The following is a 22,607-nucleotide window of genomic DNA, read 5'->3' as shown; positions in this document are numbered from 1 at the left end:
ACGCTGCGATGAGAGATTATGAGGGCCTATAGTGTGGTAGGATAACCAATGCCTGGATAGCTTCATATTCTATAATAAACTTTTTCATATTTTTCGGAGGTTAGTATATATGAACTATTTTGGAAATTGTAATTCCAATCGCAATAATAATTGTTCCTGTTCTCAACCTAATGATTCTTTTGTGGCAGTCCAAGGGCCTACTGGTCCACAGGGTCCTCCTGGTCCGCAAGGGCCGCAGGGAGTACGTGGGGAACGTGGTCCGATGGGTCCGCAAGGCCCTAAAGGAGACAGTGGCTGTCCTGGCCCGGCAGGGCCAAGGGGCGCAGCAGGGCCGGCTGGTCCGAGAGGTCCCCAGGGGGTACGTGGGGATGCGGGACCAAAAGGAGATCCAGGAAGCATTGGTCCACAGGGGATTCAGGGAAATCCAGGGGCAATTGGCCCTCAGGGTGATCGTGGTCCTGTGGGTCCTAAAGGTGATACAGGTCCGGCTGGCCCGGTAGGACCAAAAGGAGAGAGAGGAGAACGAGGAGAGAGAGGTCCGGCTGGAGAACAGGGCCCTCAGGGTGAACAAGGATTTGCAGGAGTCACAGGTCCACAGGGACCCCAAGGCGAAGTGGGGTGTCCTGGCCCCCAGGGTGAGCAGGGAATTCAAGGCCCGACGGGAGCCACCGGGCCAAAAGGTGAGAAGGGGGATGATGGTGCTTCACCTACAGTCGTTGTAGGAAATGTCACGGCAGGGGAAAATGCACAGGTGACGGCAAATCCTACGGAGACGGGAGTTTCCTTGGATTTTGTTATACCGGCCGGTGCAACGGGAGAGACTGGTCCGCAGGGAGAAAAGGGTGAAGCAGGTGTTTCACCTACAGTTTCTGTAGGAAACGTTATTGCGGGGGAAAACGCGCAGGTAACGGCGAGCCCCACAGAAACGGGCATTTCGCTGGATTTTGTCCTACCGATTGGCGAAAAAGGAGAAATAGGAGAGACCGGCCCACAGGGAGAAATCGGTCCAACGGGAGCGACCGGAGAGGTAGGCCCACAGGGAGAAATCGGCCCAACGGGCCCGACGGGAGCAACCGGAGAGGCAGGCCCACAAGGAGAAATCGGCCCGACGGGAGCCACTGGAGCACAGGGGGAGATCGGTCCAACGGGAGCGACCGGGCCACAGGGAGAAATCGGCCCGACGGGTCCAACGGGAGTGACCGGGCCACAGGGAGAAATCGGCCCAACGGGCCCGACGGGAGCAACCGGAGAGGCAGGCCCACAAGGAGAAATCGGTCCAACTGGGGCGACCGGGCCACAAGGAGAAGTTGGTGCAACGGGTCCGACGGGAGTGACCGGAGAGGTAGGCCCACAGGGAGAAATCGGCCCGACAGGCCCGACGGGAGCAACCGGAGGGGCAGGCCCACAAGGAGAAGTTGGTGCAACGGGTCCGACGGGAGCGACCGGAGAGGCAGGCCCACAAGGAGAAATCGGCCCGACGGGAGCCACTGGAGCACAGGGGGAGATCGGTCCAACTGGGGCGACCGGCCCACAGGGAGAAATCGGCCCAACGGGTCCAACGGGAGCCACTGGAGCACAGGGGGAGATCGGTCCAACTGGGGCGACCGGGCCACAAGGAGAAGTTGGTGCAACGGGCCCGACGGGAGTGACCGGGCCACAGGGAGAAATCGGCCCAACGGGCCCGACGGGAGCAACCGGAGAGGCAGGCCCACAAGGAGAAATCGGTGCAACGGGAGCCACTGGAGCACAGGGGGAGATCGGCCCAACTGGGGCGACCGGGCCACAAGGAGAAGTTGGTGCAACGGGCCCGACGGGAGCGACCGGGCCACAGGGAGAAATCGGCCCGACGGGTCCAACGGGAGCAACCGGAGAGGCAGGCCCACAAGGGGAAATCGGTGCAACGGGAGCCACTGGAGCGCAGGGAGAAATCGGCCCAACGGGTCCAACAGGCCCGACCGGAGTGACAGGTCCAGTAGGAGCAACGGGTCCGACAGGTCCACAAGGGGAAATTGGCCCGACGGGAGCAACAGGTCCGACAGGCGCCACCGGAGCAACCGGGGCGACGGGGCCAGTCGGTCCGGGGCCTGTGGTGACCGTGAGTGAAAGCACACCGGTAAGCTATAAACTTACTTTTACAAGTGACCAACAGGCGGTGACAACTCCAAATCTGTATTCTAATTTTACCAATTATTCGCTGGATATGTCTACGACGGGCAGTGTGTTTAATATGCCAGTGGGGAATCTGATTCTCAACTATCAGAAAACGGGTACTAATACTATGCGCATCAGTGTCCGGTCAAAGGATACGGCCACCCCGATTACCGCCGATATCAGCCGAAGCAGTATTTATGGAGGGGGAAGTACGGAGGCGCAGTATCTTGACAATGTGCAGATCTCCACACTGACGACGATAGATGACACAGTCTACATGGATTCACAGGAGTTGCATTGGATTAGAGTGCGGCAGCAGGACCCGACATCCTCTCTCTGGTCCTTGTGTGTGGTCCGGATGTTTGGGTCTAGAAATGGGGCCAGAATCTCCATCTGGGTACAGTGGATACAATACAATGTCTCCTTCAGCGCGCCTACTACCTGAGAAGCGGAGTGTTTCTGTGATAGGGAAGAAATTTCGCGCATTAGCGTGACAATGTATTTTCTATCACACAAGAAAGAGCGCTGCCGTATCCGTTTTCTGGATACGGCAGCGCTCATACTTTAACAGGTAGCTCCTCCGGTCAGATGAAGCTCTGCATCTAAAATAGCCTGCTTTCTGTCGAGCAGATCATTGGATAAAAGCTGCTTTTCCACGTTCTCAAAGCCCAGGCGCTCGATCGTTTTTGCAAAACGCTCCCCGGTTTTTCCCTGCTCACGGAAGAGTAAAATTGCTTTCTCGATGACATCTAAAGCCTCTTCCTTGGTCTCAAAAACTTTGCCGAGAGCGCGGCCCTGAGCGACCTTTTTGCCCCAACGTCCGCCGATGTAAATTTTAAATCCGGGTTTTCCTTCCTCTAGGGCATCGAAATGGCAATGTCCGATGCAGCGTCCGCAGTTTGTGCAGATATCAGGATCGATTTCAGCAACGCCGTCGACCATCTTGACAGCATTGACGGGACAGGCGTCAATGACGCTGCACTTTTTGCAACCGTTGCATTCATCTTCGTCAAATTGGGGAACCAGCTGCCCGATGATTCCAATATCATTCAGATCTGGCTTTACACAGTTGTTTGGACATCCGCCCACGGCGATTTTGAACTTGTGCGGTAGTTTTACCGTGTGGTAGCCCTCGTAGAAACGATGGTGAATTTCCTCGGAGATGGCGAAGGAATCCAAAAGGCCATACTGACAGGTGGTGCCTTTGCAGGAGACCACAGGACGAACCACGGAACCAGTACCTCCGGTTTTGAGCCCTGCCTTTGCGATGTATTCTTGGAATGCCTCGATCTGATCAAAAGGCACGCCCTGAACTTCGATAGTCAGACGGGTGGTAAAAGTGATGATTCCGTTTCCAAATTTTTCTGCTGCCTCAGCGATCACTTTCTGCTGTTCAGCAGTGATTTTTCCATTTACGGTGATAATTCTCGCTGAGAAGTTATCGGTCCCTTTGTTGCTGAGAAAACCCATAGCTTTGACTCTTTTTTCTTCCAAGGGGCTGATAGTTAAAGTTGCCATTTTATAATCCTCCTATGTCTGTGTTGTGGCACGCCCGGTTCATCCCCGTCTTCCTTGAGCAGGAAATTCTGGGCGTACATGGTGGTTGATTGTTTTCTATTTATGTGTTGTCTTCGCAGTGACAGAACTTATTCCGTCTCTATCTCAGTTCCGTTGAAGGTAGTGCCGCCTTCTAGTACTTTTGTGTTGGTATAGCCATAGTATTTCAGACGGTTCTGGGTGAGGTAAGCGCGTTTTCCTTTTGCGCAGACCAGAAGTATTTTCTCATCCGTGGGATGATTTGGAAGCTGGGAGTCAATCTGAGTGAGATTTACGTACTCCTTCTCTTCCAGAGTAGGTGTGATGGAGACATCCAGCACGGTATAGCCCTGTGCGGCTTTGGCCTGGTATTCCGTAGGGGTAAAACTGTCCAGCTCTCCGTTGATTTTGTTCAGCAGGATGTTCAGTGTGTGGGCGAACGGATGGATAGCAGTGGAAAATGGAGGAGCGTAGGCGAAATCCAAATATTCCATGGAAGACAAGGTGGCCCCCAGGCTGATGGCCATCACGGCGATATCAATCATCTTGTCCACTGCGCCAGGGCCCATGCACTGTAGTCCCAGAAGTTTTTGCGTCTGCCTGTCAGCGATCATCTTGACAATGAAGGAGGAGGCACCGGGATAATAGTGGGCCTTGTCGTCTACGACAGTGATTACGCTGACTGGGTCAAAGCCGGCTTCTTTTGCGGCTGCCTCTCCTAATCCGGTACGCCCGCAGTTCAGGTTGGGCAGTTTGCAGATGCCGGTGCCTAGTACACCGGGGTATTCACGGGGCTCACCGGTCAGTTCCTGGGCCAGCATACGTCCTTCAATGTTAGCGGAGGACCCCATAGGCGACCAGGTGCTGTTCTGGGTCAGACGGTTGGTAACCATGGCACAGTCTCCGATGGCATAGATATCCGGGTCATTGGTGCGCAGACCGGCGTTTACTTTGACTGTGCGGTTTGGCATCAGTTCAATGCCTGTGTCAGCGAGAAATGCGGTGTTGGCACGGATGCCTAGAGCCAGAATCAACGCGTCGGCTTTGTAGGCTTTGCGGCTGGTCTTTACTTTTTCCACTTTCTCAGTTCCGATCACAGCTTCTAAAGTAGTTCCGGTAAAGCACATGATTCCCTCATCAGCCAAGTGATTTTCCGCGTATTCTGCCATCTCAGGGTCGAACGGCGGCAGGATCTGAGGGGCCATGTCGATGACGGTAGTCCGAATTCCCTTTGCGTGAAGATTTTCGGCTACTTCCAGGCCAATAAAGCCGGCTCCTGCCACGACGGCGCGCTTGATTTCTCCGGCCTCGATGGCGTCTCTCAAAGCGACGGCATCGTCCGGGGTTCTCATGACAAAGACATTTTTCAGATGAATGCCCTCCACAGGAGGAATGATCGGGGAAGCACCGGTGGCAATGACCAATTTATCGTAAGAATACTCTTTGGTCTCACCGGTCTTGTGGTCCAATGCGGTGACGGTTTTGGACTCACGGTTTAGTCCGGTGACTTCCACCTCTGTTTCCACATTTGCTCCGGTCAAAGCGGCGAATTTTTCCGGCGTGTTTACAACAAGTTCACTTCTTTCGTGAATCAGATCTCCCACATAATAGGGGAGGCCGCAGCCTGCGTAGGAGATATCCTTGCTCATTGTAAGAATGTCCACTTGTGCGTCACGTTCCATGCGTTTTAATTTCGCGGCGACTTTTGTGCCGGCAGCTACACCGCCAATGATTAATACCTTCATACCTCAATACCTCTTTCTAAGTGTTGTAACAGTTCATCCAGCCCCATTCGTAAAGCCATACTGCGCGCTTATCGTGGCGGAACTGTTACCAAGTGTTTGATTTCTTTTATTATAGCACTTGAATTATCATAGGTAAATTATTATAATCTTATATATATTATAGTAATTACCTATAAATGCCAAGAGGGTGGAGGTGAAACTGATGACGATTCGGCATCTCAGAATTTTTCTGGCGGTGGCGGACAGTGGGACGATGAGTCAGGCCGCGAAAAAATTGTATATCACGCAGCCGTCGGTCAGCCAGGCGGTCAGGGAGTTGGAAGAACACTATCGGGTTCTTCTGTTTGAACGGTTATCCAAGAAACTTTACATCACTGAGGCAGGGAAAACCTTTTACTCTTATGCGAAACAGGTGGTATTTCAGTTTGACCAGTTAGAGGAGCATATGTTCAGAGACTTGAAGGAGAGGCTCAGAATTGGCGCGACGGTGACGGTCGGCAGCCGGGCGCTGCCAGAGATTGTCCGGGAATTTCGACTGGAGCATCCTCAGACAGATGTCTATTGCTATGGAGGAAACACGCAGACGATTGAAGAAAAGCTGCTGGCTATGGAGCTGGATGTGGGAATCATCGAGGGCAAGGTGCAGAGTCGCGATTTAGTGGCGATTCCTATGATTGATGATTACTTGGTGTTAGTGTGCGGCAAGGACCATCCGTTTATGGAGCGGGAAAAACTGTATCCTTCCGATTTAAAAGATCAGGAGTTCGTCATGCGGGAAAAGGGCAGCGGGACTAGGGCCCTGTTTGAGAATTATCTGGAAAAACATGGGGTGCGGATCAAAGTTGTATTTGAGGAGAGCTCTCCGGCCGCGATTTTGCGGACCGTACAGATCAACCAGTGTCTGGCGGTGCTGTCAGTGGGACTGATCGAGACTGAGGTCAAAGAGGGAAGGCTGAAAGCCTTCGCCCAGGAGGAACAGGAGTGGAATCGTAAGTTTAGCTTTGTCTACCACAAGGATAAGTTTTTGACTGTGGGCATTAAGGAATTGGAACGCATTGTGAAAAACTACGGGGAAAGAGACGTCTTGGCTAAAGTGCCGGTGGGAAGTCTGATGAACAGATAAATTTAGTCCAGGTACAAACCTTGAAAATACGTGGGAGTTTTAGGAGGATAAAAATATGGGATTGAACAGTACGCCCTCTTCAGACAGGGTACATATTGGTTTTTTTGGAATGAGAAATGCGGGTAAGTCGAGTGTGGTCAACGCAGTGACAGGACAGGATTTGGCGGTAGTCTCCGATGTGAGGGGGACGACGACAGACCCTGTGAGCAAAGCGATGGAGCTGCTGCCCTTAGGGCCGGTGGTGATTATTGACACGCCGGGAATGGACGATGAGGGAGCTTTGGGAGAGCTGAGAGTAAAGAAAGCCCGACAGGTGCTGAATAAGACAGACGTGGCGGTCTTAGTGGTGGACGCTGCCGTGGGAATGAAAGAGGCAGATCAGGAGCTTTTGTCCATCATCAAGGAAAAAGAGATTCCCTATGTGGTTGTCTATAATAAAGCCGACTTGTTAAAAGAACGGCAGCCAGAGGGAGAGGGGGAAATCTATGTCAGCGCTGTGACCGGAGAAAAGATCTATGAGCTGAAAGAAAAGATTGCGGCTTTGGCAGTCACAGAGGAACCGAAACTTCGAATTGTCGGGGATTTGCTGCGTCCTTCGGATTTTGTCATCCTGGTGATTCCCATTGATAAGGCTGCGCCTAAGGGCAGATTGATTTTGCCGCAGCAGCAGACGATCCGGGATATTTTGGATTCCAACGGTGTCTCAATTGTGGTGAGAGAGGATGCGCTGAGAGAGACTTTGGAGAGTCTGGGGAAAAAGCCGCGGCTGGTGGTTACAGACAGCCAGGTCTTTGAGAGGGTGGCCAAGGACACGCCAGAGGATATCTGGATGACGTCTTTTTCTATTTTGTTTGCCAGATATAAAGGGAATCTAGCGGAAGCGGTGGCCGGAGCCTCGGCTTTAGACCGGCTTTCGGACGGGGATACTGTGCTGATTTCTGAGGGCTGTACGCATCACCGGCAGTGCGATGATATCGGCACTGTGAAAATTCCCCGTTGGATTCGGGAGTATACCGGCAAGGAGTTAAAGTTTGCCTTTACTTCCGGGGTGGAATTTCCGGAGGAGCTCTCCTCCTATCGTCTGATCGTTCACTGCGGCGGGTGTATGTTAAATGAGCGGGAGATGAAATACCGGATAAAATGTGCCCAGGATCAGAAGGTGCCGATCACCAACTATGGAATTTTGATCGCCCATATCAAGGGCATTTTAAAGAGAAGTGTCCAGATGTTTCCAGATGTCGCGGCTGAGCTTAGGGAGGACTAAGGTGCGTGGCGGTGTAAAGTAAGCGGACAAAGTTGTTACAAGCTGGAAACAACTTTCTCCTCACAGTATGGTATAATTGACGCGGATGTAAATGGGACAAAGTTTTCATGACATCGCGGAGAATGAACCGACTGTGAGGAGTTTTTTTATGGCAGTGATACTGGTAGTGGACGATGAGAAGAAAATCAATGATTTGATCTCCATGAATTTGGAGATGGTGGGACACCGGGCGATACAGGCATTTACCTCGAAGGAGGCATTGGAGTGGAACCAGAGGGCGGAGCTGGACTTGGTTCTGCTGGATATTATGCTGCCGGAGCTGGACGGGTATGAACTGCTGCCTTATTTTATGAAAAAGCAGGTTCCGGTGATCTACCTCACCGCGAAAGACAGCTTGATGGACAAGGTAAAAGGGCTGAAGCTGGGAGCTGACGACTATGTGACCAAACCTTTTGAGTCCATTGAGCTGCTGGCCAGGGTGGAGACTGTGCTGAGAAGGTGCGGGAGGCAGGAGAAGGAATTCTGCCTGGGAGAGGTGACGGTAAATTTTGCCCAGAGAAAGGTGTTCAGGGGTCAAAATCCGGTGGAGTTGACCGCCCAGGAATTTGCGCTGTTGGAGGTGTTGATTCGAAACTGCAACCTGGCATTGTCGAGGGAGCAGCTTCTGGAACAGGCTTGGGGATATGTCTATGAGGGGGAGACTAGGACGGTGGATATTCACATACAGAGGCTGAGGAAGAAGCTGGGATGGGAGAAAGAGATTGAGACGGTCTACAAATACGGCTACCGCTTGGGGAAAACAGTATGAAGCTATGGCATAAAATCTTTTTGGGTATCTTTCTGACCGCGTTTTTTGTGGTCATTCTCTATGGATGTTTTCAGATCTATGAAAATCACAAGGACAATTTAAGACGGGAACAGGAGCGTTCTCTAGGAGAGATGGAGCTTTTGGCGGCGGCGATTGACAATGCGGAGGAAATTTTCGGCGGAATTTTGCCGGGACTGCAGTGGTATGGGAAGTATTATGAAGACAAAGGCATCTATTTTTCGTTCTATAAAAAAGAAGAGTGTATTTACCAGAGCCTGGAAGGAATCGAACCTGAGATATACGCCTCTATGCTGGATGTGAAAAATAATCAGAGAAAACTGAGGATTACAAAGGCAGATCATCGTTATTATATAATGACAGCAGGCAGGAGAAATTCCGAAGAGGTGCTGTTTTACTTAAGAGATATCACGGCTGTCTATGAGGACCGGAAATCGCAGATCTGGTATCTGTCTGTGTGGCTGGGTATTTTTCTGGCGGTGACCGCCTTGGTAGCGCTCTTAATCTCGAAGGCATTGACCAGACCGCTGAAAAAACTGGAACAGAGCGCGGGCCGCGTCAACGAAGGAAACTATGAGATTTTTTGTGCACAGGGTACCGACGAGATTGGACGTCTGGGCGCGGCATTTAATTCCATGGCTCGGGCAGTGGAGGAGCGGGAAGAGAATTTGAGAGAGGAGGCCGACAGAAAACAGCAGTTTATCGAGGCCATGACTCATGAGATCAACACGCCGCTCACCTCCATTTTGGGATACGCGCAGCTTTTGAAGACTGCGAACTGTACCAGGCAGCAGCAGATCAAGGCTCTGGAGAATATAGAGTCCGAGGCCAGGAGGATTCAGCAGATGTACCAGAAATTAATGCAGCTGCACAAGATACGGGCGGAGGGATGGAAAGCTGAGCCGGTGAAGCTTCGGGACCTGGAGGCGGATTTGCGCCAGGACTTAGACCAGCTGTTTGCAAAGCAGCAGGTTCGTGTAGAATTCCAGTGGGAACGACAGACGGTGAACAGCGATTATCTGCTGCTGTACATTTTGCTGTCGAATCTGCTGAGAAACGCGGCTCTGTATTCGGATAGAGGCGGGCGGGTGCGAGTCTGCGCGGAAAACTGCGAGGATGGCTTTGTCCTGAGGGTGCAGGACTGGGGCAGGGGAATCCCGGCTGAGGCAGTAGAGCGGGTGACAGAACCTTTTTACCGGGTAGACAAATCCCGCAGCAGGCAGACGGGAGGCAGCGGCATTGGCCTGTATCTGTGCCGGCAAATCGTCGAGCAGTTAGGAGGCTGGCTGGAAATTCATTCTGCGGAAGAAAAAGGGACGACAGTCACGGCTCGGTTCCCGCGAAATGTTACAGCTCTGATACAGCCTGGAAATACGGCGGAAGAATCTTCGTCTTAGAATGAGATTGAAAATAGTAAAAGACAAAGACGGAGGTAAACTTATGAAGAGAGAAAAATGGATTTGCACAGGCCTGGCAGTTGTTATGGCATTGGTACTGCCGGCCTGTGCTCAGAAGATCGAGAGGGAGCCTGTGACAGTTCAAAGTGCGGGCATGGGGCTGGAATTGGCGTCAAAGGATGACGGGAAATCAGTGAAGGCTGCAAATGCTGAGACGAAGACAGACAAAAAAGAAACGCCCCGTAAGACACAGACGGCAAAGCAGGCGGATAGTGGTGTCGGAACAGTCTCAAAGGAGGGACAGTACTCTCTGACGTATGCGAAAGACAGCTTTACTCAGCAGCAGGATGAAAATGGAACTGTGGCGTTGGTCAGCAAAGATCAGAAAGCCAGAATTGAGATAGGCAGAGGTTTTTACGAAGGAGTAATCGAGACGGTAAAGGACGCAGATAAAGAAGAGGCGTCAGTCAGAGGAGGACAGGCGCAGCAGAAGAAGTCGGGCACAGAGGAAAATACGGATCCGTCCGAGAACGCGGAATTTAAGATTTCTGTGCAGGGGGGGCAGGACGTGTATTACAGCTTCATTCCTGAGGCGGAGACTAAGGACGGGGAAGCCTATGCGTATTCGGTTGACTCTGCGGATGGAGAGTATTGCTATATCTCGTTGGCGCAGTACCAGGCAGCAGTTCTGGGAGCAGAGGATTATGGGGCGCTTTTGATGGAAAACAGCGGGGAAAAAGGAAAAGAAAAAGTCTATTACTTATCGACTTCAGAAGGCAACGTGATTGTGCGCACAGTTTGTGATAAAGATGCGCAAAAGCAGTGGATGCCTCAAATTGAGGAGACTCTGAAATCCTTGAAGGTGGAAGATAATCTGTGGAAAAAAGCGGATGTGGAGAGGATTGTGAAAGATTTGGATATAGAAGTGACAGCGGCGGGAGAAACGCAGGTCGAGATCTCAAAAGACGGACGGTCTTCTTCCGAGTAACAGCAGTAAAGATGGGGAGTATAAAAGATGACAGAAGAAAAGGTATTTGGCAGAACGGACGATAGATAGCTTGTAGAGAAAGGAGGGATCACCATGTGCGGTATCTGCGGTTTTGTGGGAAAAGTGGAGAGTCAGGGAATCGTCCTGGAGTCTATGATGCAGGAGCTTTATCACTGCGAGGAGGATGATTTGGGAGAGTATTACTGGGAGAATGGAGCGATGGCCTTTAGGCAGGATGAGGTTGTGGAGGTGAAGGGGTGCCATCAGCCACGGGTCAGCGACGACGGAAGGCTGGCTCTGGTATGTGACGGTGTAATTACAAATGCCAAAATGCTTCGGAAGCGTCTAGAAGCAGCGGGATATACATTCCGATGCGGCGGCGATAAAGAAGTCATACTGCATGCCTATGAGGAGTATGGGGAGGAGATTGTAAATTATCTGGAAGGCTCCTACGCGCTGGTGATCTGGGACAGAAAAGAGGAACGACTGTTTGCGGCCAGAGACGCAGGGGGAGGTAGGCCTTTGTATTATGCCTTGATAGGAGGAAGGTTAGCCTTTGCCACGTCGTTAGGGAGCATATTGGCTTTTGTGAGCTTCCTGGGCAAGGCGGCGATGCCGACGGGCGGCCAGGAGGAAGAGCAGTATCTTCCCAGGGGAATCTATGAGCTGGCGGCAGGGCAAGATTTTCGTTATGAGAAAAATCTCCTGAAGCTGCAGTGCTACTGTCCAGAGGAGATTGAGCAGCGGGAACAGGAGGATTTTGAGAATCTGCATGAGATGGAAAGCCAGGGAGAGGAGGTCAAAAAAGAAGCACCGGAACAGAAGTCTGGAATATTCTATTATCTGCTTCAAAGATGGAAGAACCGGGCGGGGAACCGCTCGATTAGAGGATAGACGCAGACAGAGCCTAGATGGAAGGAGTGGAATTCCGTTCAGGCTCTGTCTGTGTTATAGCTGTACGTGTTGGGGTCAGGGAAGCGTGATTTCCCCGTCAAAAACTGTGGTGGCTGGCCCTGTCATATAAACAAGGTTTTCCAGGCGGTCCCAGTGAATTTTTAGATCGCCACCTAAGAGCTTCACAGTGACTTCTTCTCCTGTGAGATTATTCAGAATGGAAGAGACTGCGACGGCACAGGCGCCGGTACCACAGGCCAGAGTCTCGCCGGAGCCTCGTTCCCATACTCGCATTTTTAGAGTTTTCCGGTCGATGACTTTGACAAATTCCGTGTTTACACGGTCTGGGAACACGGGATGTTTCTCGAAAGCAGGACCAATTTTCTCAATATCCAGATTGTCAACATCGTCCAGGTATACGACGGCGTGGGGGTTTCCCATAGAGACTCCCGTGAAGTAGTAGGTGTGCCCGTTTACCTTTATTGGCTGGTTGACAGCCTGACTTTGGTCAGAGACAACGGGAATTTTAGAAGCCTCCAGGATTGGGGAGCCCATATTGACTCTCACCAGGGAGACTTTTCCATTTTCCACAGTCAGATTCAGTTCTTTGATTCCACTCTTGGTGGCGATGCGCAGCGTGGTCTTAGGGACGATGCCGTAGTCGTAGACGTATTTTGCAACGCAGCGGATTCCATTTCCACACATAGCTCCCTGAGAACCATCTAGATTATACATATCCATTTCGCAGTCGGCTATCTGAGAGGGCTTAATTAAAATTAATCCGTCAGAACCAACGCCAAAATGACGGTCGCTGACGAATTTTGCCACCTCAGACGGGTTATCTACTTTTTCTTGAAAACAGTTTACATATACGTAGTCGTTGCCAATTCCATGCATTTTCGTGAATTTCATTGCAGTTCCTCCTCAGAAATAGGGTAATCATTCGGAATCGTCAGTAGGTTGCCGACGTCCACTTTTAGAGCAATAGCCAGTGTAGACATGAGCTTTAGGGTTGGATTTGCACGTCCATGTTCTAAGGCACTGATATAGGTTCGGTTCATTCCGACGGCACGTCCTAGAGCCTCCTGTGTCATACCACACAGACGGCGGTAGTGAGACAGATTGTTTCCGAAAAGATCAAAATTATTCTGATATAAATTTTTCATGGCTGTGAACATATCTCCTGATCTGTTTAGATTAAGGTACGGGAGATTCCAGACGAATGGTTGTGACTTAGTGCCTCTGGAATTCCATCTATAATATATTCGTAATAAAATGAAAAAAATATCAGTTTTTGACAAAATATTTTAAAAAGATTATAAAAAAAATTTTTTTATTATGCAAGATCTATACTTGTATTTTCAAGGAAAGATGGTACAATGTTAGATATCCATGTGAAAATGTATATTTAGCCAAAGAAAATGAATATTTATAAGTTGAGGAGGAAAAACAATGAAAAAGAAAGTATTGAGTGTACTGTTGGCGACTGCCTGTGTTGTGTCCATGGCAGCCTGTGGTGGAAGTTCCAGTGATGACAGCAGCAAGGAGACAACAGGGAAAGAGGAGACAACAGAAGAGACAGCCGCAATCGAGTCTCGTGACGATCTGGAAGGAAAGAAGATCGGCGTTCAGCAGGGAACTACTGGTGACTTGGCAGTGACAGATGAGTTCGGAGATGAGAGCGTGGAGCGTTACAACAAGGGCTTTGAGGCAGTCCAGGCTCTGACTCAGGGCAAGATCGACGCAGTGGTTATTGATGACCTGCCGGCTCAGGAGTTTGTAAAACAGAGCGAAGGGCTGAAGATTCTGGACGGTGCTTACAGTGAGGAGGAGTACGCGCTTTGCTTTGAGAAAGAGAACCAGGAGCTGTGCGACCAGTTTAACGATGTGATTCAGGAGCTGAAGGATGACGGAACCTTTGAGCAGATTGCGAATTCTTATATAGGAGATTCGGCTGGTGAAAATTACTATGAGTCTCCAGAGGATGTGGACCGCTCTAATGGTACCTTAGTGATGGCTACCAACGCGGAGTTTCCGCCGTATGAATACTATGAAGGAGAAGACATCGTTGGATTGGATGCGGATTTCGCTCAGGCGATTGCAGACAAATTGGGAATGGATTTAAAGATTGAAGATATGGCGTTTGATTCCATTATCCCAGCGGTCACAAGCGGAAAGGCAGACTTTGGAGCAGCTGGTATGACAGTCACAGAGGAGAGAGAGCAGCAGGTATTGTTCTCAGACACTTACTATACCGCGCGCCAGGTAATCATTGTGAAAGAGTGATGAGGGATACTGAGAACCGGGTATACGGATAGGAGAACGCATGGAAGCATTAAAAGAACGATTTATTCTGAATTTTGTGACGGATGATCGCTGGAAGTATATTACGGACGGCTTGAAGGTGACCTTGGAAGTCACCTTCTTGGCTGTTTTGATAGGTATTCTTTTGGGCCTTTTCGTGGCTATCGTCCGATCTACCTATGATAAGACACATAAGCTGAAAATTCTGAATTTCATCTGTAACATCTACATTACTGTGATTAGGGGAACACCGGTCGTTGTACAGCTTTTGATTATCTATTTCGTGGTGTTTGCCAGCATGGACGTGAGTAAAGTCTTCGTGGCAGTGATGGCTTTTGGTATGAACTCGGGTGCTTATGTCGCTGAGATTTTCCGCTCCGGCATTATGTCCATTGATCAAGGACAGTTTGAGGCAGGGCGCAGTCTAGGCTTTAACTATGCGCAGACGATGGTGCATATCATCATGCCTCAGGCGTTTAAGAATGTTCTGCCTGCCCTGGGAAATGAGTTTATCGTACTGCTGAAAGAGACTTCGGTCGCAGGCTACATTGCTCTTCAGGACTTGACTAAGGGCGGAGATATTATACGAAGCCGTACCTACGATGCTTTTATGCCGCTGATTGCGGTGGCCTTGATTTATCTGGTCATGGTTATGATTTTTACCAAGCTGGTAGCATTACTGGAAAGGAGGCTGCGCAACAGTGACCACTAAGGGAGAAGTGTTAATCCGGGTGGAGGACCTACATAAAGTTTTTGGGGACAGCCTTCACGCGCTAAATGGAATTACCACTCAGATTCGCAGGGGAGAGGTAGTCGTCGTAGTTGGACCTTCTGGTTCAGGAAAGTCTACATTTTTGAGATCTTTGAATCTATTGGAGGTGCCTTCTTCCGGCAGAATCTATTTCGAGGACACAGACATCACAGACAAGAAAGTGGATATCAATAAACACCGTCAAAAGATGGGGATGGTTTTTCAGCACTTTAATCTGTTTCCTCATAAGACGATTTTACAAAATATCACTTTGGCTCCAATCAAGCTTCTCAAAAAAAATCCTAAAGAAGCGGAGGAAAGAGCGATGGAGCTGCTGAAGATGGTGGGGCTGGAAGAAAAAGCCAACGTCTATCCTTCACAGCTTTCCGGTGGACAAAAACAGAGAATTGCCATTGTGCGTTCCCTGGCGATGGACCCGGACGTGATGTTGTTCGATGAGCCTACGTCAGCTCTGGACCCGGAGATGGTAGGAGAGGTCTTGGAGATTATGAAAGATCTAGCTAGGAGTGGAATGACGATGGTGGTTGTGACCCATGAGATGGGGTTTGCCAGAGAGGTTGCCACGAGGGTTGTGTTCATGGATGGCGGAAAGATCAAGGAAGAGAACAGTCCTCAGGAATTTTTTGACCATCCGAAAGATCTGAGACTTCAGGAATTTTTATCGAAGATACTGTAAAAAAATCCCGTTCCGTGTGTGGAACGGGATTTTTGCTTATACAATAAGAAAGACTTTGTCACGCTAGTGCACAAAAGCCATTTCCTATTACATAAACGCTCCGCCAAGGGTGCGCACGCCGTAATATGGAATTTCACCGCAAAGCGGTTTGCAACGGTGCGCAAAGTGGCATACGCCCTCAAAGATTGAGGGGAAGGGGGAGTTGAAGTGGGCACGCCCACTTTGTTCTAACTCTAATTGGAAGTCGAGGTGGAATTGCCTGTGCTGTTTTCTTTACAGCCTTTGTTATAGCACTCCGTCAGCTTTTTGTAGCAATATCCAATAATATCCTTACGGGTGACGATTCCTATGAATTTGTTTTGATCGTCGACTACGGGGACATAATTCTGATTCATGGAACGGTGAATCAGATTTTCCATTTTGGAGTTCACATGGATGGCCTTATAATGGTGTCCTCTGGGGATGCTCATAATAGAGATATCCTCCATTGCGTGTAAGGACAGAGGGCCTCTTTTTTTGATTTCCCACAAGAGATCGCCTTCTGAGATGCTTCCAATATATTTGCCGTCCATACTTAGGATGGGAATGCAGGAGTAGCGTCGGTGTTCCATTTTTTCAAGAGTTTGACGGAGGGTCTCATTTTCGTATATATATGCGACTTCTTCTTTAGGAGTCAAAAAAAATAAAATGTTCAATATTCTTACCTCTTTTCAATATTCGCTGTTGATAATGAACCATATCATGAATGTTATCCTGCTATGTTTGGAAAAGCGGGCATATTGAAAATAATGCAATCGCAGCTGTCTTATCATTCGCGGAAGAAGGCCTCAATTGTCGAGACTATCTTTTCTTGGTCAGGACGAGTCAGTCCGTAGTACATGGGGAGCCGCACAAGCCTCTCACTTTCTGTCGTAGTGTAACGATCTTCACCGTGGAAACGACCAAATTTTTGACCTGCAGGGGCGGTGTGCAAAGGAATATAGTGGAATACCGCCATAATACCGTGTTCTCCTAAATAATGGATTAAGCGAGTACGAGTCTGTAAATCCTTCACTTTCAGGTAATACATATGGGCGTTGTGCACAGCATAGTCAGGTACAAAAGGCTGCTGAATTTTCTCAGCCTCAGCCAGTGGTCTTAAAGCTTCATTGTAGAAATTCCAACTGTCCATTCGGTCTTGCTGGATTTTGTCAGATTGCTCTAGCTGTCCCCACAGATAGGCAGCATTTAAATCACTGGGAAGATAAGAAGAACCATAATCTACCCAGGTATATTTGTCGATTTGACCACGGAAAAATTTACTTCGGTTCGTACCTTTTTCACGGATGATCTCGGCAGATTCCTGCCAGCGGCCGTCCTGGAATAAAAGGGCTCCACCCTCGCCCATGGTGAGGTTTTTGGTTTCATGAAAGCTAAGACAGCCGAAATCCCCAATAGTACCCAGGGACTTTCCCTTGTAATAGGAATCGAATCCTTGAGCAGCGTCTTCTACTACCATGAGATTGTGACGGCGAGCGATATCTAGAATCGTGTCCATCTCGCAGGCTACCCCGGCGTAGTGGACAGGGACAATCACGCGGGTCTTGTCGGTGATGGCGTCCTCGATCAAACGCTCGTCCAGATTCATAGTGTCGGGCCGGATGTCCACGTACACAATATTTGCACCTCGTTGCACGAAGGCATCTGCCGTGGAGACAAAAGTATAAGAAGGCATAATAACTTCGTCGCCTTCTTTTACCTGAGTCAGCAGAGCAGCCATCTCCAATGCATGAGTACAGGATGTAGTCAAAAATGAGAAATTGACTTGGAAATGCTGTTTCATCCAGTCACTACATCTGTGTGTGAATTTTCCGTCACCGCATAACTTACGGCTCGCGATTGCTTCCTGTATGTATTTTTGCTCGGTCCCAACATAAGGGGGAATATTAAAATCAATCATAAGTGTATTATAGCATAGATAGTCCCGGCGGACAAGGCGCACATGATTGGAAAAGACAAAATTCGCAGAGATTGTGATAGATTGAATCACGGGATTTTCCGCTCCGCAGGGAAGGTTAAGAAGTTAAAAATTTTAACTGCCTGCGTTCCCTAGAATCGGGAATTCCCAATTCCGTCCGGTATTTTGCGACGGCTCTGCGGGAAATTTGAATACCACTGTCTGCCAGCAGTTCTGCCAGTTTTTGGTCGCTGAGCACCTGCTCTTCCTGCTGAATCAACTGAAAAAGTTTTTCTTTGACGGCGGAAGAAGAGATTTGATTTTCTTTTTTACAGGAGGAGACAGGGGCTGAAAACAAGGACTTTATTAAAATGGTTTTTTTATACTGGAGGTATTTTCCGCGTACGGCACGGCTTACGGTGGAGACACTGATTCCAAGAGCATCTGCGAGCTGTTCTTGTTTGAGAGGCTTTAGTGAGCCGCCGCCCTCAAGATAAGCATTTTGATAATCCAATAAAAAACTTACGATCTGAATTAGAGTAGCTTTCCGCTGCTCTATACTGTTTAAAATAAAACGTGCGCGTTCTAGCTTTTCTTTGAAATATTGGTGTAGACAGGCATCCTCCGTTTTCTGCATCATTTCGATATAATAGTTGTTAAGACTGTATTTTCCCATCCAGGAGTCATTTATGGAGATGTCCCAGAGCTGGTTGGATTTTGTAACAATGATATCCGGTAGGATATAATTAATTTCATCGTCTTCCGCGCTCATGACAGGACGTGGATTGAGCAGGCTAATTTCATACAGATAGCTTTTTATCTGTACGGTAGGGAGCTTCAGCTTTCGGGAAATTGTGCTCAGATGGCCCTTCATCAACTCCTCCAAATGTTCCTCTATCAGAAGGAATAAGGTATCATCTTTGATTTCTTTCTTTTTTAATTGCGCAATAAGACATTCGGATAAACTCTGGGAGAAAATTCCGGCAGGTTCGAGGGTTTTGAGACATGAGAGGGCTGTCTGAAGTTCTTCTGTTTTGAAGTGAAGGCCGCTGACTGCTGAAGCATGGGAAAGCTCAGATAGTTCCATAGTAAAATATCCATCTGAATCCAGGCAGTCGATCAGATACTCCATACAGGCCCATTGACGGTTGGAATAATCATTTTGGTGAAGCTGATAGAGAAGAAGATTTTTGAATTGCAGGTCGGGCTTTGCCGGTATGTCGCTTCTGCGTTTTTCAACGGAACTATCCTCTTCTAAATAATAATCCCGATAAGACTTGTTTTTTTCATAAATAGATTCTACGTCGGCCAGCAGTTTATTCTCTTTGTTGACAGAGCTTTCAAGCATGGGGTTTTCGAGATATTCCTTGGTCAGAAAGCTATCCAGTTCCTGGTTGGTACAGGCCAATATTTCCAGTGAGTGCAGTTGGTTGGCAGACAGGGTTTGCCGTTGTTCTGTTGATAAAAATGTGTGAAAATTCATATAGTTTTCTCCTTTTGGTACAACACGGATTATAGATAGCTAAAATTTATCACAGAAAAAACGATTCCACAAGACAGAAAGTAAAGATAGTTGACAATTATTTCTGGTGTCTATATTATGAATAAAATTAGGGTATCAAGAGGTCAGTGACCCTTGATAAAAATGTCAAGTAAGTACCTATGAATGCAAGAGAAGGAAACTAAAGTTTTAACGTATAGATGAAACTTTATATGATATAATAATGTCGATACAAGGTACTTTTGACCGATGAATAGAAGCCACCCATTGCGAATCATATCAGGGGAGAACAGTTATGAACTTCGGAGATAATATTTTAATTATTTGCACCTATCAGGAATTGATGAAACAATACCGTAAAATACTGAAGGAGCATCATCTAAACATAGATATTGAAGTCATGGATAACCGTTATGGAAAAGATATGTCAAAAATATTCGAGTACGTGGCGCAGTTTCAGAAAAAAGGCAAAGAGGTTATTATTACAAGAGGTTTTTTAGCCCAGCAAATAGGAGCCCATCTGCCTTTTAAAGTCATTGAAATCCATATCGGCGCGGCAGATATGTTTCGTGCGTTATATCCGCTGGCTGGAAAAGGCTACACCGTGGGCGTGGTGGAAAGCGAGCCCTATGTGAAGGTTGCAAAACAGGTTGCAGAAATTTTAAATATCTCTTTAAACATTTATTTAGTTGAGAATGTAGAGGATTTTGAAAAAGGCTTGCTTGCGGCTAAACGGGACGGGGTCGACGTGGTGGTCGGCGGCGCTTGGCACAGCTATGAGGAGGTATTTTTTCAGGATTACGGAATACCCTACGTCGTAGTGGAGTCTAGTGTGGAGAGCATTGAAAACAGCCTTCAAAATGCGCTGGAAATGTATACGTTTTCTTACGAACAGCAAAAGAAAAACGAGCTGCTTGAGAAAATTTTATCTTTTTCTGAGGATGGTATCTGTGTATTGGATGAGAGCGGCCATCCGGTCTTGATGAATACCTATGGCGAGCAGATATTAAAAGAAAAAGAAGAAAACCAAATAGAGGACTTTTTTGCCGAAATACAAAGACAGATGCTGTCTGAGAGAGATGGTCACAGCGACACTTTAGTAGAAAAAATAGGGGATGAGTATTTTTTGATCCAGAAAATCCCGCTGGAAGTATATGGTGATTCGGCAGGTACGATTGTGATTTTTAAACGGGAAATGAAGATTCGGGACGATGAATACTTACTCCGCATGAAGCTGAGCAAAAAGGGGATGCATGCGAAATATACGCTCCAGGATATTCTGGGAAAAAGTAAGATTATCCGCGAATTAAAAAAACGAGTGGAACGCTATGCGACAACGGACGCGACAGTTTTGATTTTAGGTGAGAGCGGAACTGGAAAAGAATTATTTGCACAGGCCATTCATAACTGCAGTTTGAGGAGAAATCGTCCATTTGTCGCTATTAACTGTTCCGCGCTCCCGCCTCAGCTGTTAGAAAGCGAATTATTCGGCTATGTGGACGGTGCGTTCACTGGAGCGAAAAAAGAGGGAAAAGCCGGATTATTTGAAATGGCGCATACGGGAACGCTTTTTTTGGATGAAATCGGAGAAATGGATTTGTCGATGCAGACCAGATTGCTGCGGGTGCTCCAAGAAAGAGAGATTATGCGGATTGGGGACAATAAAGTCATTTCTGTTGACGTTAGGGTCATTGTTGCGACCAATCGGGACTTATATCAGGAGGTTTTAAGGGGGGGTGAGGGAGGACCTTTACTATCGCTTAAATATTTTGGATATTACGATTCCGCCTTTGCGGGAACGTAAAGAAGACATTGGTATAATTGCGAGCGGGCTTTTGCCTCAGATCAATGAAAGAATGCACACGCACGTCTCTTCGTTGGAGGAAGACGTATTAAAAAGAATGCAAACGTTCGCATGGCGCGGGAATATCAGGGAGCTGCGCAATACACTGGAAAAAATGGTGTTAAACGTACAGTACGGCACGATTAAAATGGAGGACGTAGCGTTCATATTTGAAGAGATGGAAAGAAAATCCCATTCGGCCAAGAGCGCAGGAGGCTTAAGAGAAGTATGTACGCTTGCGGAAATGGAGAAAAAGATGATTCAGCAGGCGCTTCAGGAAGAGGAGGGAAATCAGACCAAGGCGGCGATTCGTCTGGGTATTGACAGAAGTACATTATATCGAAAGATTTCAAAGATGTTGTAAAATGCAACAGCATGCGATGCATTTTACAATTGTCAAAAAGCAATCCTGATGATTTGTTAAGAAAAAAACGAAAAACCTTTGTACAAAATATACAAAAATGGACTTGTATATTTTTAAGTACAAAGGTTTTTTTGTTTATATTGTTCTTTTTTCTGTTTTTTTATTAATTGGCACGGTATTTGCTTTTATCTATATACAGAAAGGAGAGATGGCATGTTAAGGCAACTGTTAAGGTCGAAGCGGACCTTCGTTTTTCTAGGCGAATCAGGAAGCGGGAAATCGGAAATGTCAATTTTTTTCGCACAGAAATTACTTGAATATACGGGAAAAACAATATGGCTGATAGATATGGATCAGACAAAAGGTATGTTTCGCAGTAGGGACTGGAAAAACCAGATTGAAAATGAGCGGATTCAAGTCTGTTGCGGAGAACATTTTATGGATATGCCGCTGGTCCCGCATGGAATGGTACAAAAACTGGAAAACAAAGATGCGATTAAGATACTGGACGTTGGCGGAAACGAAGCGGGCGCTGTCGTACTGGGGCAGTTTTCGCAGTGGCTGAACGCAGAGGATTGTATTGTATTTTATCTCATCAATCCTTATCGGAATTTTTCAGGCAGCCAAGACAACATATTGTTTTTCATGGATCGTATCCGAAATGCAGGACGGATTCAAAACGTCCATATTATCAGCAATCCCAATTTGGGAAAGTCTACGCAGGAAGAAGACGTGATAAACGGTCAGAGAATGCTGGAAAAAATGCTCTCCGGTACCGGATATCAAATCGAAGCTCTGATGATTCCTAATTGGGTAGACGAGGCATTGTTTTCAAATTGGAAACTGCCGGTTTATTCTTTTAAACCGCAGATTCAATTTTTATCAGATGGGTAAGACTCCTGCCGCTATAGGCGGTGAGCAAGAAATCAGTATCAGCGGCGGGTGTCAATCCCCCATCTGATAAACGCTTTGCGAGGATGCGCAGGGATTCTAAGGTGAATGATGTCGGCGAATGCCGACCCGAATCCCGCGCCAAGACTCGCGGGCGAGTCTTGAAAAAATATTTAAGGAGGAAAAAAGATGGCAGAAGTAGAGATTAACAAAGACTACTGCAAAAGCTGTAAACTGTGCGTCAACGTATGTCCAAAGCATGTTTTGTTTGTGGGGAAATATACAAACAAAATGGGATATGACGCAGTAGAAGCGGATGAGACGAAAGGATGTATTGGCTGCAAGATGTGTGCGACAATGTGTCCAGAAGGTGCGATCGAAGTATATAAGTGAGGA

At 47.9% G+C, this 22,607-nt stretch carries 21 protein-coding genes; 14 read left to right on the top strand and 7 right to left on the bottom strand.

Annotated elements, in window-relative coordinates; genetic code table 11:
• Positions 1-109 precede the first annotated feature (109 nt).
• Positions 110-2,596: a hypothetical protein gene (locus BLHYD_RS14210; protein WP_313901933.1), complete on the top strand. Its 2,487-nt coding sequence runs from the start codon at positions 110-112 to the stop codon at positions 2,594-2,596.
• Between the two features lie 119 nt (positions 2,597-2,715).
• Here the strand turns inward: BLHYD_RS14210 and BLHYD_RS14205 are convergent, their stop codons facing one another.
• Both BLHYD_RS14205 and BLHYD_RS14200 read right to left on the bottom strand, forming a co-directional pair.
• Entirely contained in the window at positions 2,716-3,669 is a 954-nt protein-coding gene (locus tag BLHYD_RS14205) for a 4Fe-4S dicluster domain-containing protein (RefSeq protein WP_005951308.1), read from the bottom strand.
• Positions 3,670-3,797: 128 nt separating this feature from the next.
• Complete coding sequence (locus BLHYD_RS14200) at positions 3,798-5,432, bottom strand: FAD-dependent oxidoreductase (protein WP_260784524.1); 1,635 nt, start codon at positions 5,430-5,432, stop codon at positions 3,798-3,800.
• 202 nt (positions 5,433-5,634) lie between these two features.
• Here BLHYD_RS14200 and BLHYD_RS14195 point away from each other — a divergent pair, with 202 nt between their 5' ends.
• The 6 genes from BLHYD_RS14195 to BLHYD_RS14170 all read left to right on the top strand — a co-directional run bounded on the left by BLHYD_RS14195 (position 5,635) and on the right by BLHYD_RS14170 (position 11,924).
• Positions 5,635-6,555: a LysR family transcriptional regulator gene (locus tag BLHYD_RS14195; RefSeq protein WP_040350786.1), complete on the top strand. Its 921-nt coding sequence runs from the start codon at positions 5,635-5,637 to the stop codon at positions 6,553-6,555.
• A 55-nt stretch (positions 6,556-6,610) separates the two neighbouring features.
• Positions 6,611-7,819: a [FeFe] hydrogenase H-cluster maturation GTPase HydF gene (hydF, locus tag BLHYD_RS14190; RefSeq protein WP_005951317.1), complete on the top strand. Its 1,209-nt coding sequence runs from the start codon at positions 6,611-6,613 to the stop codon at positions 7,817-7,819.
• Between the two features lie 148 nt (positions 7,820-7,967).
• Entirely contained in the window at positions 7,968-8,627 is a 660-nt protein-coding gene (locus BLHYD_RS14185; RefSeq protein ID WP_021845011.1) for a response regulator transcription factor, read from the top strand.
• Positions 8,624-10,042 carry a sensor histidine kinase gene (locus BLHYD_RS14180; RefSeq protein WP_005951323.1) on the top strand — a complete coding sequence of 473 codons (1,419 nt, stop codon included), beginning with the start codon at positions 8,624-8,626 and terminating at the stop codon, positions 10,040-10,042. The genes BLHYD_RS14185 and BLHYD_RS14180 overlap by 4 nt, the downstream gene beginning before the upstream one ends.
• Before the next feature lie 43 nt (positions 10,043-10,085).
• A complete protein-coding gene (locus BLHYD_RS14175; protein ID WP_021845012.1) occupies positions 10,086-11,030 on the top strand; it encodes a hypothetical protein in 945 nt (314 codons plus the stop codon).
• A 93-nt stretch (positions 11,031-11,123) separates the two neighbouring features.
• A complete protein-coding gene (locus BLHYD_RS14170; protein WP_005951327.1) occupies positions 11,124-11,924 on the top strand; it encodes a class II glutamine amidotransferase domain-containing protein in 801 nt (266 codons plus the stop codon).
• 75 nt (positions 11,925-11,999) lie between these two features.
• On the opposite strand, the gene dapF is transcribed toward BLHYD_RS14170, so the two are convergent.
• Together dapF and BLHYD_RS14160 are read right to left on the bottom strand one after the other, a co-directional pair.
• Positions 12,000-12,836, bottom strand: coding sequence for a diaminopimelate epimerase (gene dapF, locus BLHYD_RS14165; protein WP_005951329.1), 837 nt, complete (start codon positions 12,834-12,836; stop codon positions 12,000-12,002).
• Positions 12,833-13,090 (bottom strand): helix-turn-helix domain-containing protein, encoded by a 258-nt coding sequence (locus tag BLHYD_RS14160; protein WP_021845014.1) that lies wholly within the window; start codon positions 13,088-13,090, stop codon positions 12,833-12,835. The genes dapF and BLHYD_RS14160 overlap by 4 nt, the downstream gene beginning before the upstream one ends.
• A 286-nt stretch (positions 13,091-13,376) precedes the next feature.
• Between BLHYD_RS14160 and BLHYD_RS14155 the strand changes: the two genes are divergently transcribed.
• From BLHYD_RS14155 to BLHYD_RS14145, 3 genes are read left to right on the top strand one after another with little or no spacing between them, the layout of a single operon-like run.
• A complete protein-coding gene (locus tag BLHYD_RS14155; RefSeq protein ID WP_005951333.1) occupies positions 13,377-14,210 on the top strand; it encodes a transporter substrate-binding domain-containing protein in 834 nt (277 codons plus the stop codon).
• 40 nt (positions 14,211-14,250) lie between these two features.
• Complete coding sequence (locus BLHYD_RS14150) at positions 14,251-14,940, top strand: amino acid ABC transporter permease (RefSeq protein ID WP_005951335.1); 690 nt, start codon at positions 14,251-14,253, stop codon at positions 14,938-14,940.
• Positions 14,930-15,676, top strand: a complete 747-nt coding sequence (locus BLHYD_RS14145) for an amino acid ABC transporter ATP-binding protein (RefSeq protein ID WP_005951337.1) — start codon at positions 14,930-14,932, stop codon at positions 15,674-15,676. The genes BLHYD_RS14150 and BLHYD_RS14145 overlap by 11 nt, the downstream gene beginning before the upstream one ends.
• Positions 15,677-15,909: 233 nt before the next feature.
• Here BLHYD_RS14145 and BLHYD_RS17550 read toward each other — a convergent pair whose 3' ends face one another.
• The 3 genes from BLHYD_RS17550 to rpoN all read right to left on the bottom strand — a co-directional run bounded on the left by BLHYD_RS17550 (position 15,910) and on the right by rpoN (position 19,095).
• Entirely contained in the window at positions 15,910-16,371 is a 462-nt protein-coding gene (locus BLHYD_RS17550; protein ID WP_005951341.1) for a CBS domain-containing protein, read from the bottom strand.
• Between the two features lie 113 nt (positions 16,372-16,484).
• Positions 16,485-17,615 (bottom strand): dTDP-4-amino-4,6-dideoxygalactose transaminase, encoded by a 1,131-nt coding sequence (gene rffA / locus BLHYD_RS14135; protein ID WP_005951343.1) that lies wholly within the window; start codon positions 17,613-17,615, stop codon positions 16,485-16,487.
• A 115-nt stretch (positions 17,616-17,730) separates the two neighbouring features.
• Entirely contained in the window at positions 17,731-19,095 is a 1,365-nt protein-coding gene (gene rpoN, locus BLHYD_RS14130; RefSeq protein ID WP_005951346.1) for an RNA polymerase factor sigma-54, read from the bottom strand.
• A gap of 313 nt (positions 19,096-19,408) precedes the next feature.
• Here rpoN and BLHYD_RS14125 point away from each other — a divergent pair, with 313 nt between their 5' ends.
• From BLHYD_RS14125 to BLHYD_RS14110, 4 genes are all read left to right on the top strand, one after another.
• Positions 19,409-20,917: a sigma 54-interacting transcriptional regulator gene (locus BLHYD_RS14125; protein ID WP_005951348.1), complete on the top strand. Its 1,509-nt coding sequence runs from the start codon at positions 19,409-19,411 to the stop codon at positions 20,915-20,917.
• Complete coding sequence (locus tag BLHYD_RS14120) at positions 20,850-21,320, top strand: AAA-type ATPase lid domain-containing protein (protein WP_155799582.1); 471 nt, start codon at positions 20,850-20,852, stop codon at positions 21,318-21,320. Before BLHYD_RS14125 ends, BLHYD_RS14120 begins: the two co-directional genes overlap by 68 nt.
• Positions 21,321-21,605: 285 nt before the next feature.
• The gene (locus tag BLHYD_RS14115; RefSeq protein ID WP_148391251.1) at positions 21,606-22,214 is read left to right on the top strand and encodes a hypothetical protein; all 609 of its coding nucleotides are present in this window, start codon (positions 21,606-21,608) and stop codon (positions 22,212-22,214) included.
• Positions 22,215-22,400: 186 nt separating this feature from the next.
• Positions 22,401-22,604 (top strand): 4Fe-4S binding protein, encoded by a 204-nt coding sequence (locus tag BLHYD_RS14110; protein WP_005951355.1) that lies wholly within the window; start codon positions 22,401-22,403, stop codon positions 22,602-22,604.
• The last annotated feature ends 3 nt before the right edge of the window (positions 22,605-22,607 follow it).

This window comes from Blautia hydrogenotrophica DSM 10507, assembly GCF_034356035.1.
Taxonomy (GTDB): Bacteria; Bacillota; Clostridia; order Lachnospirales; family Lachnospiraceae; genus Blautia_A; species Blautia_A hydrogenotrophica.
Note: the sequence above shows the minus strand (reverse complement) of the source record. Positions and strands in the feature narration are given on the sequence as shown.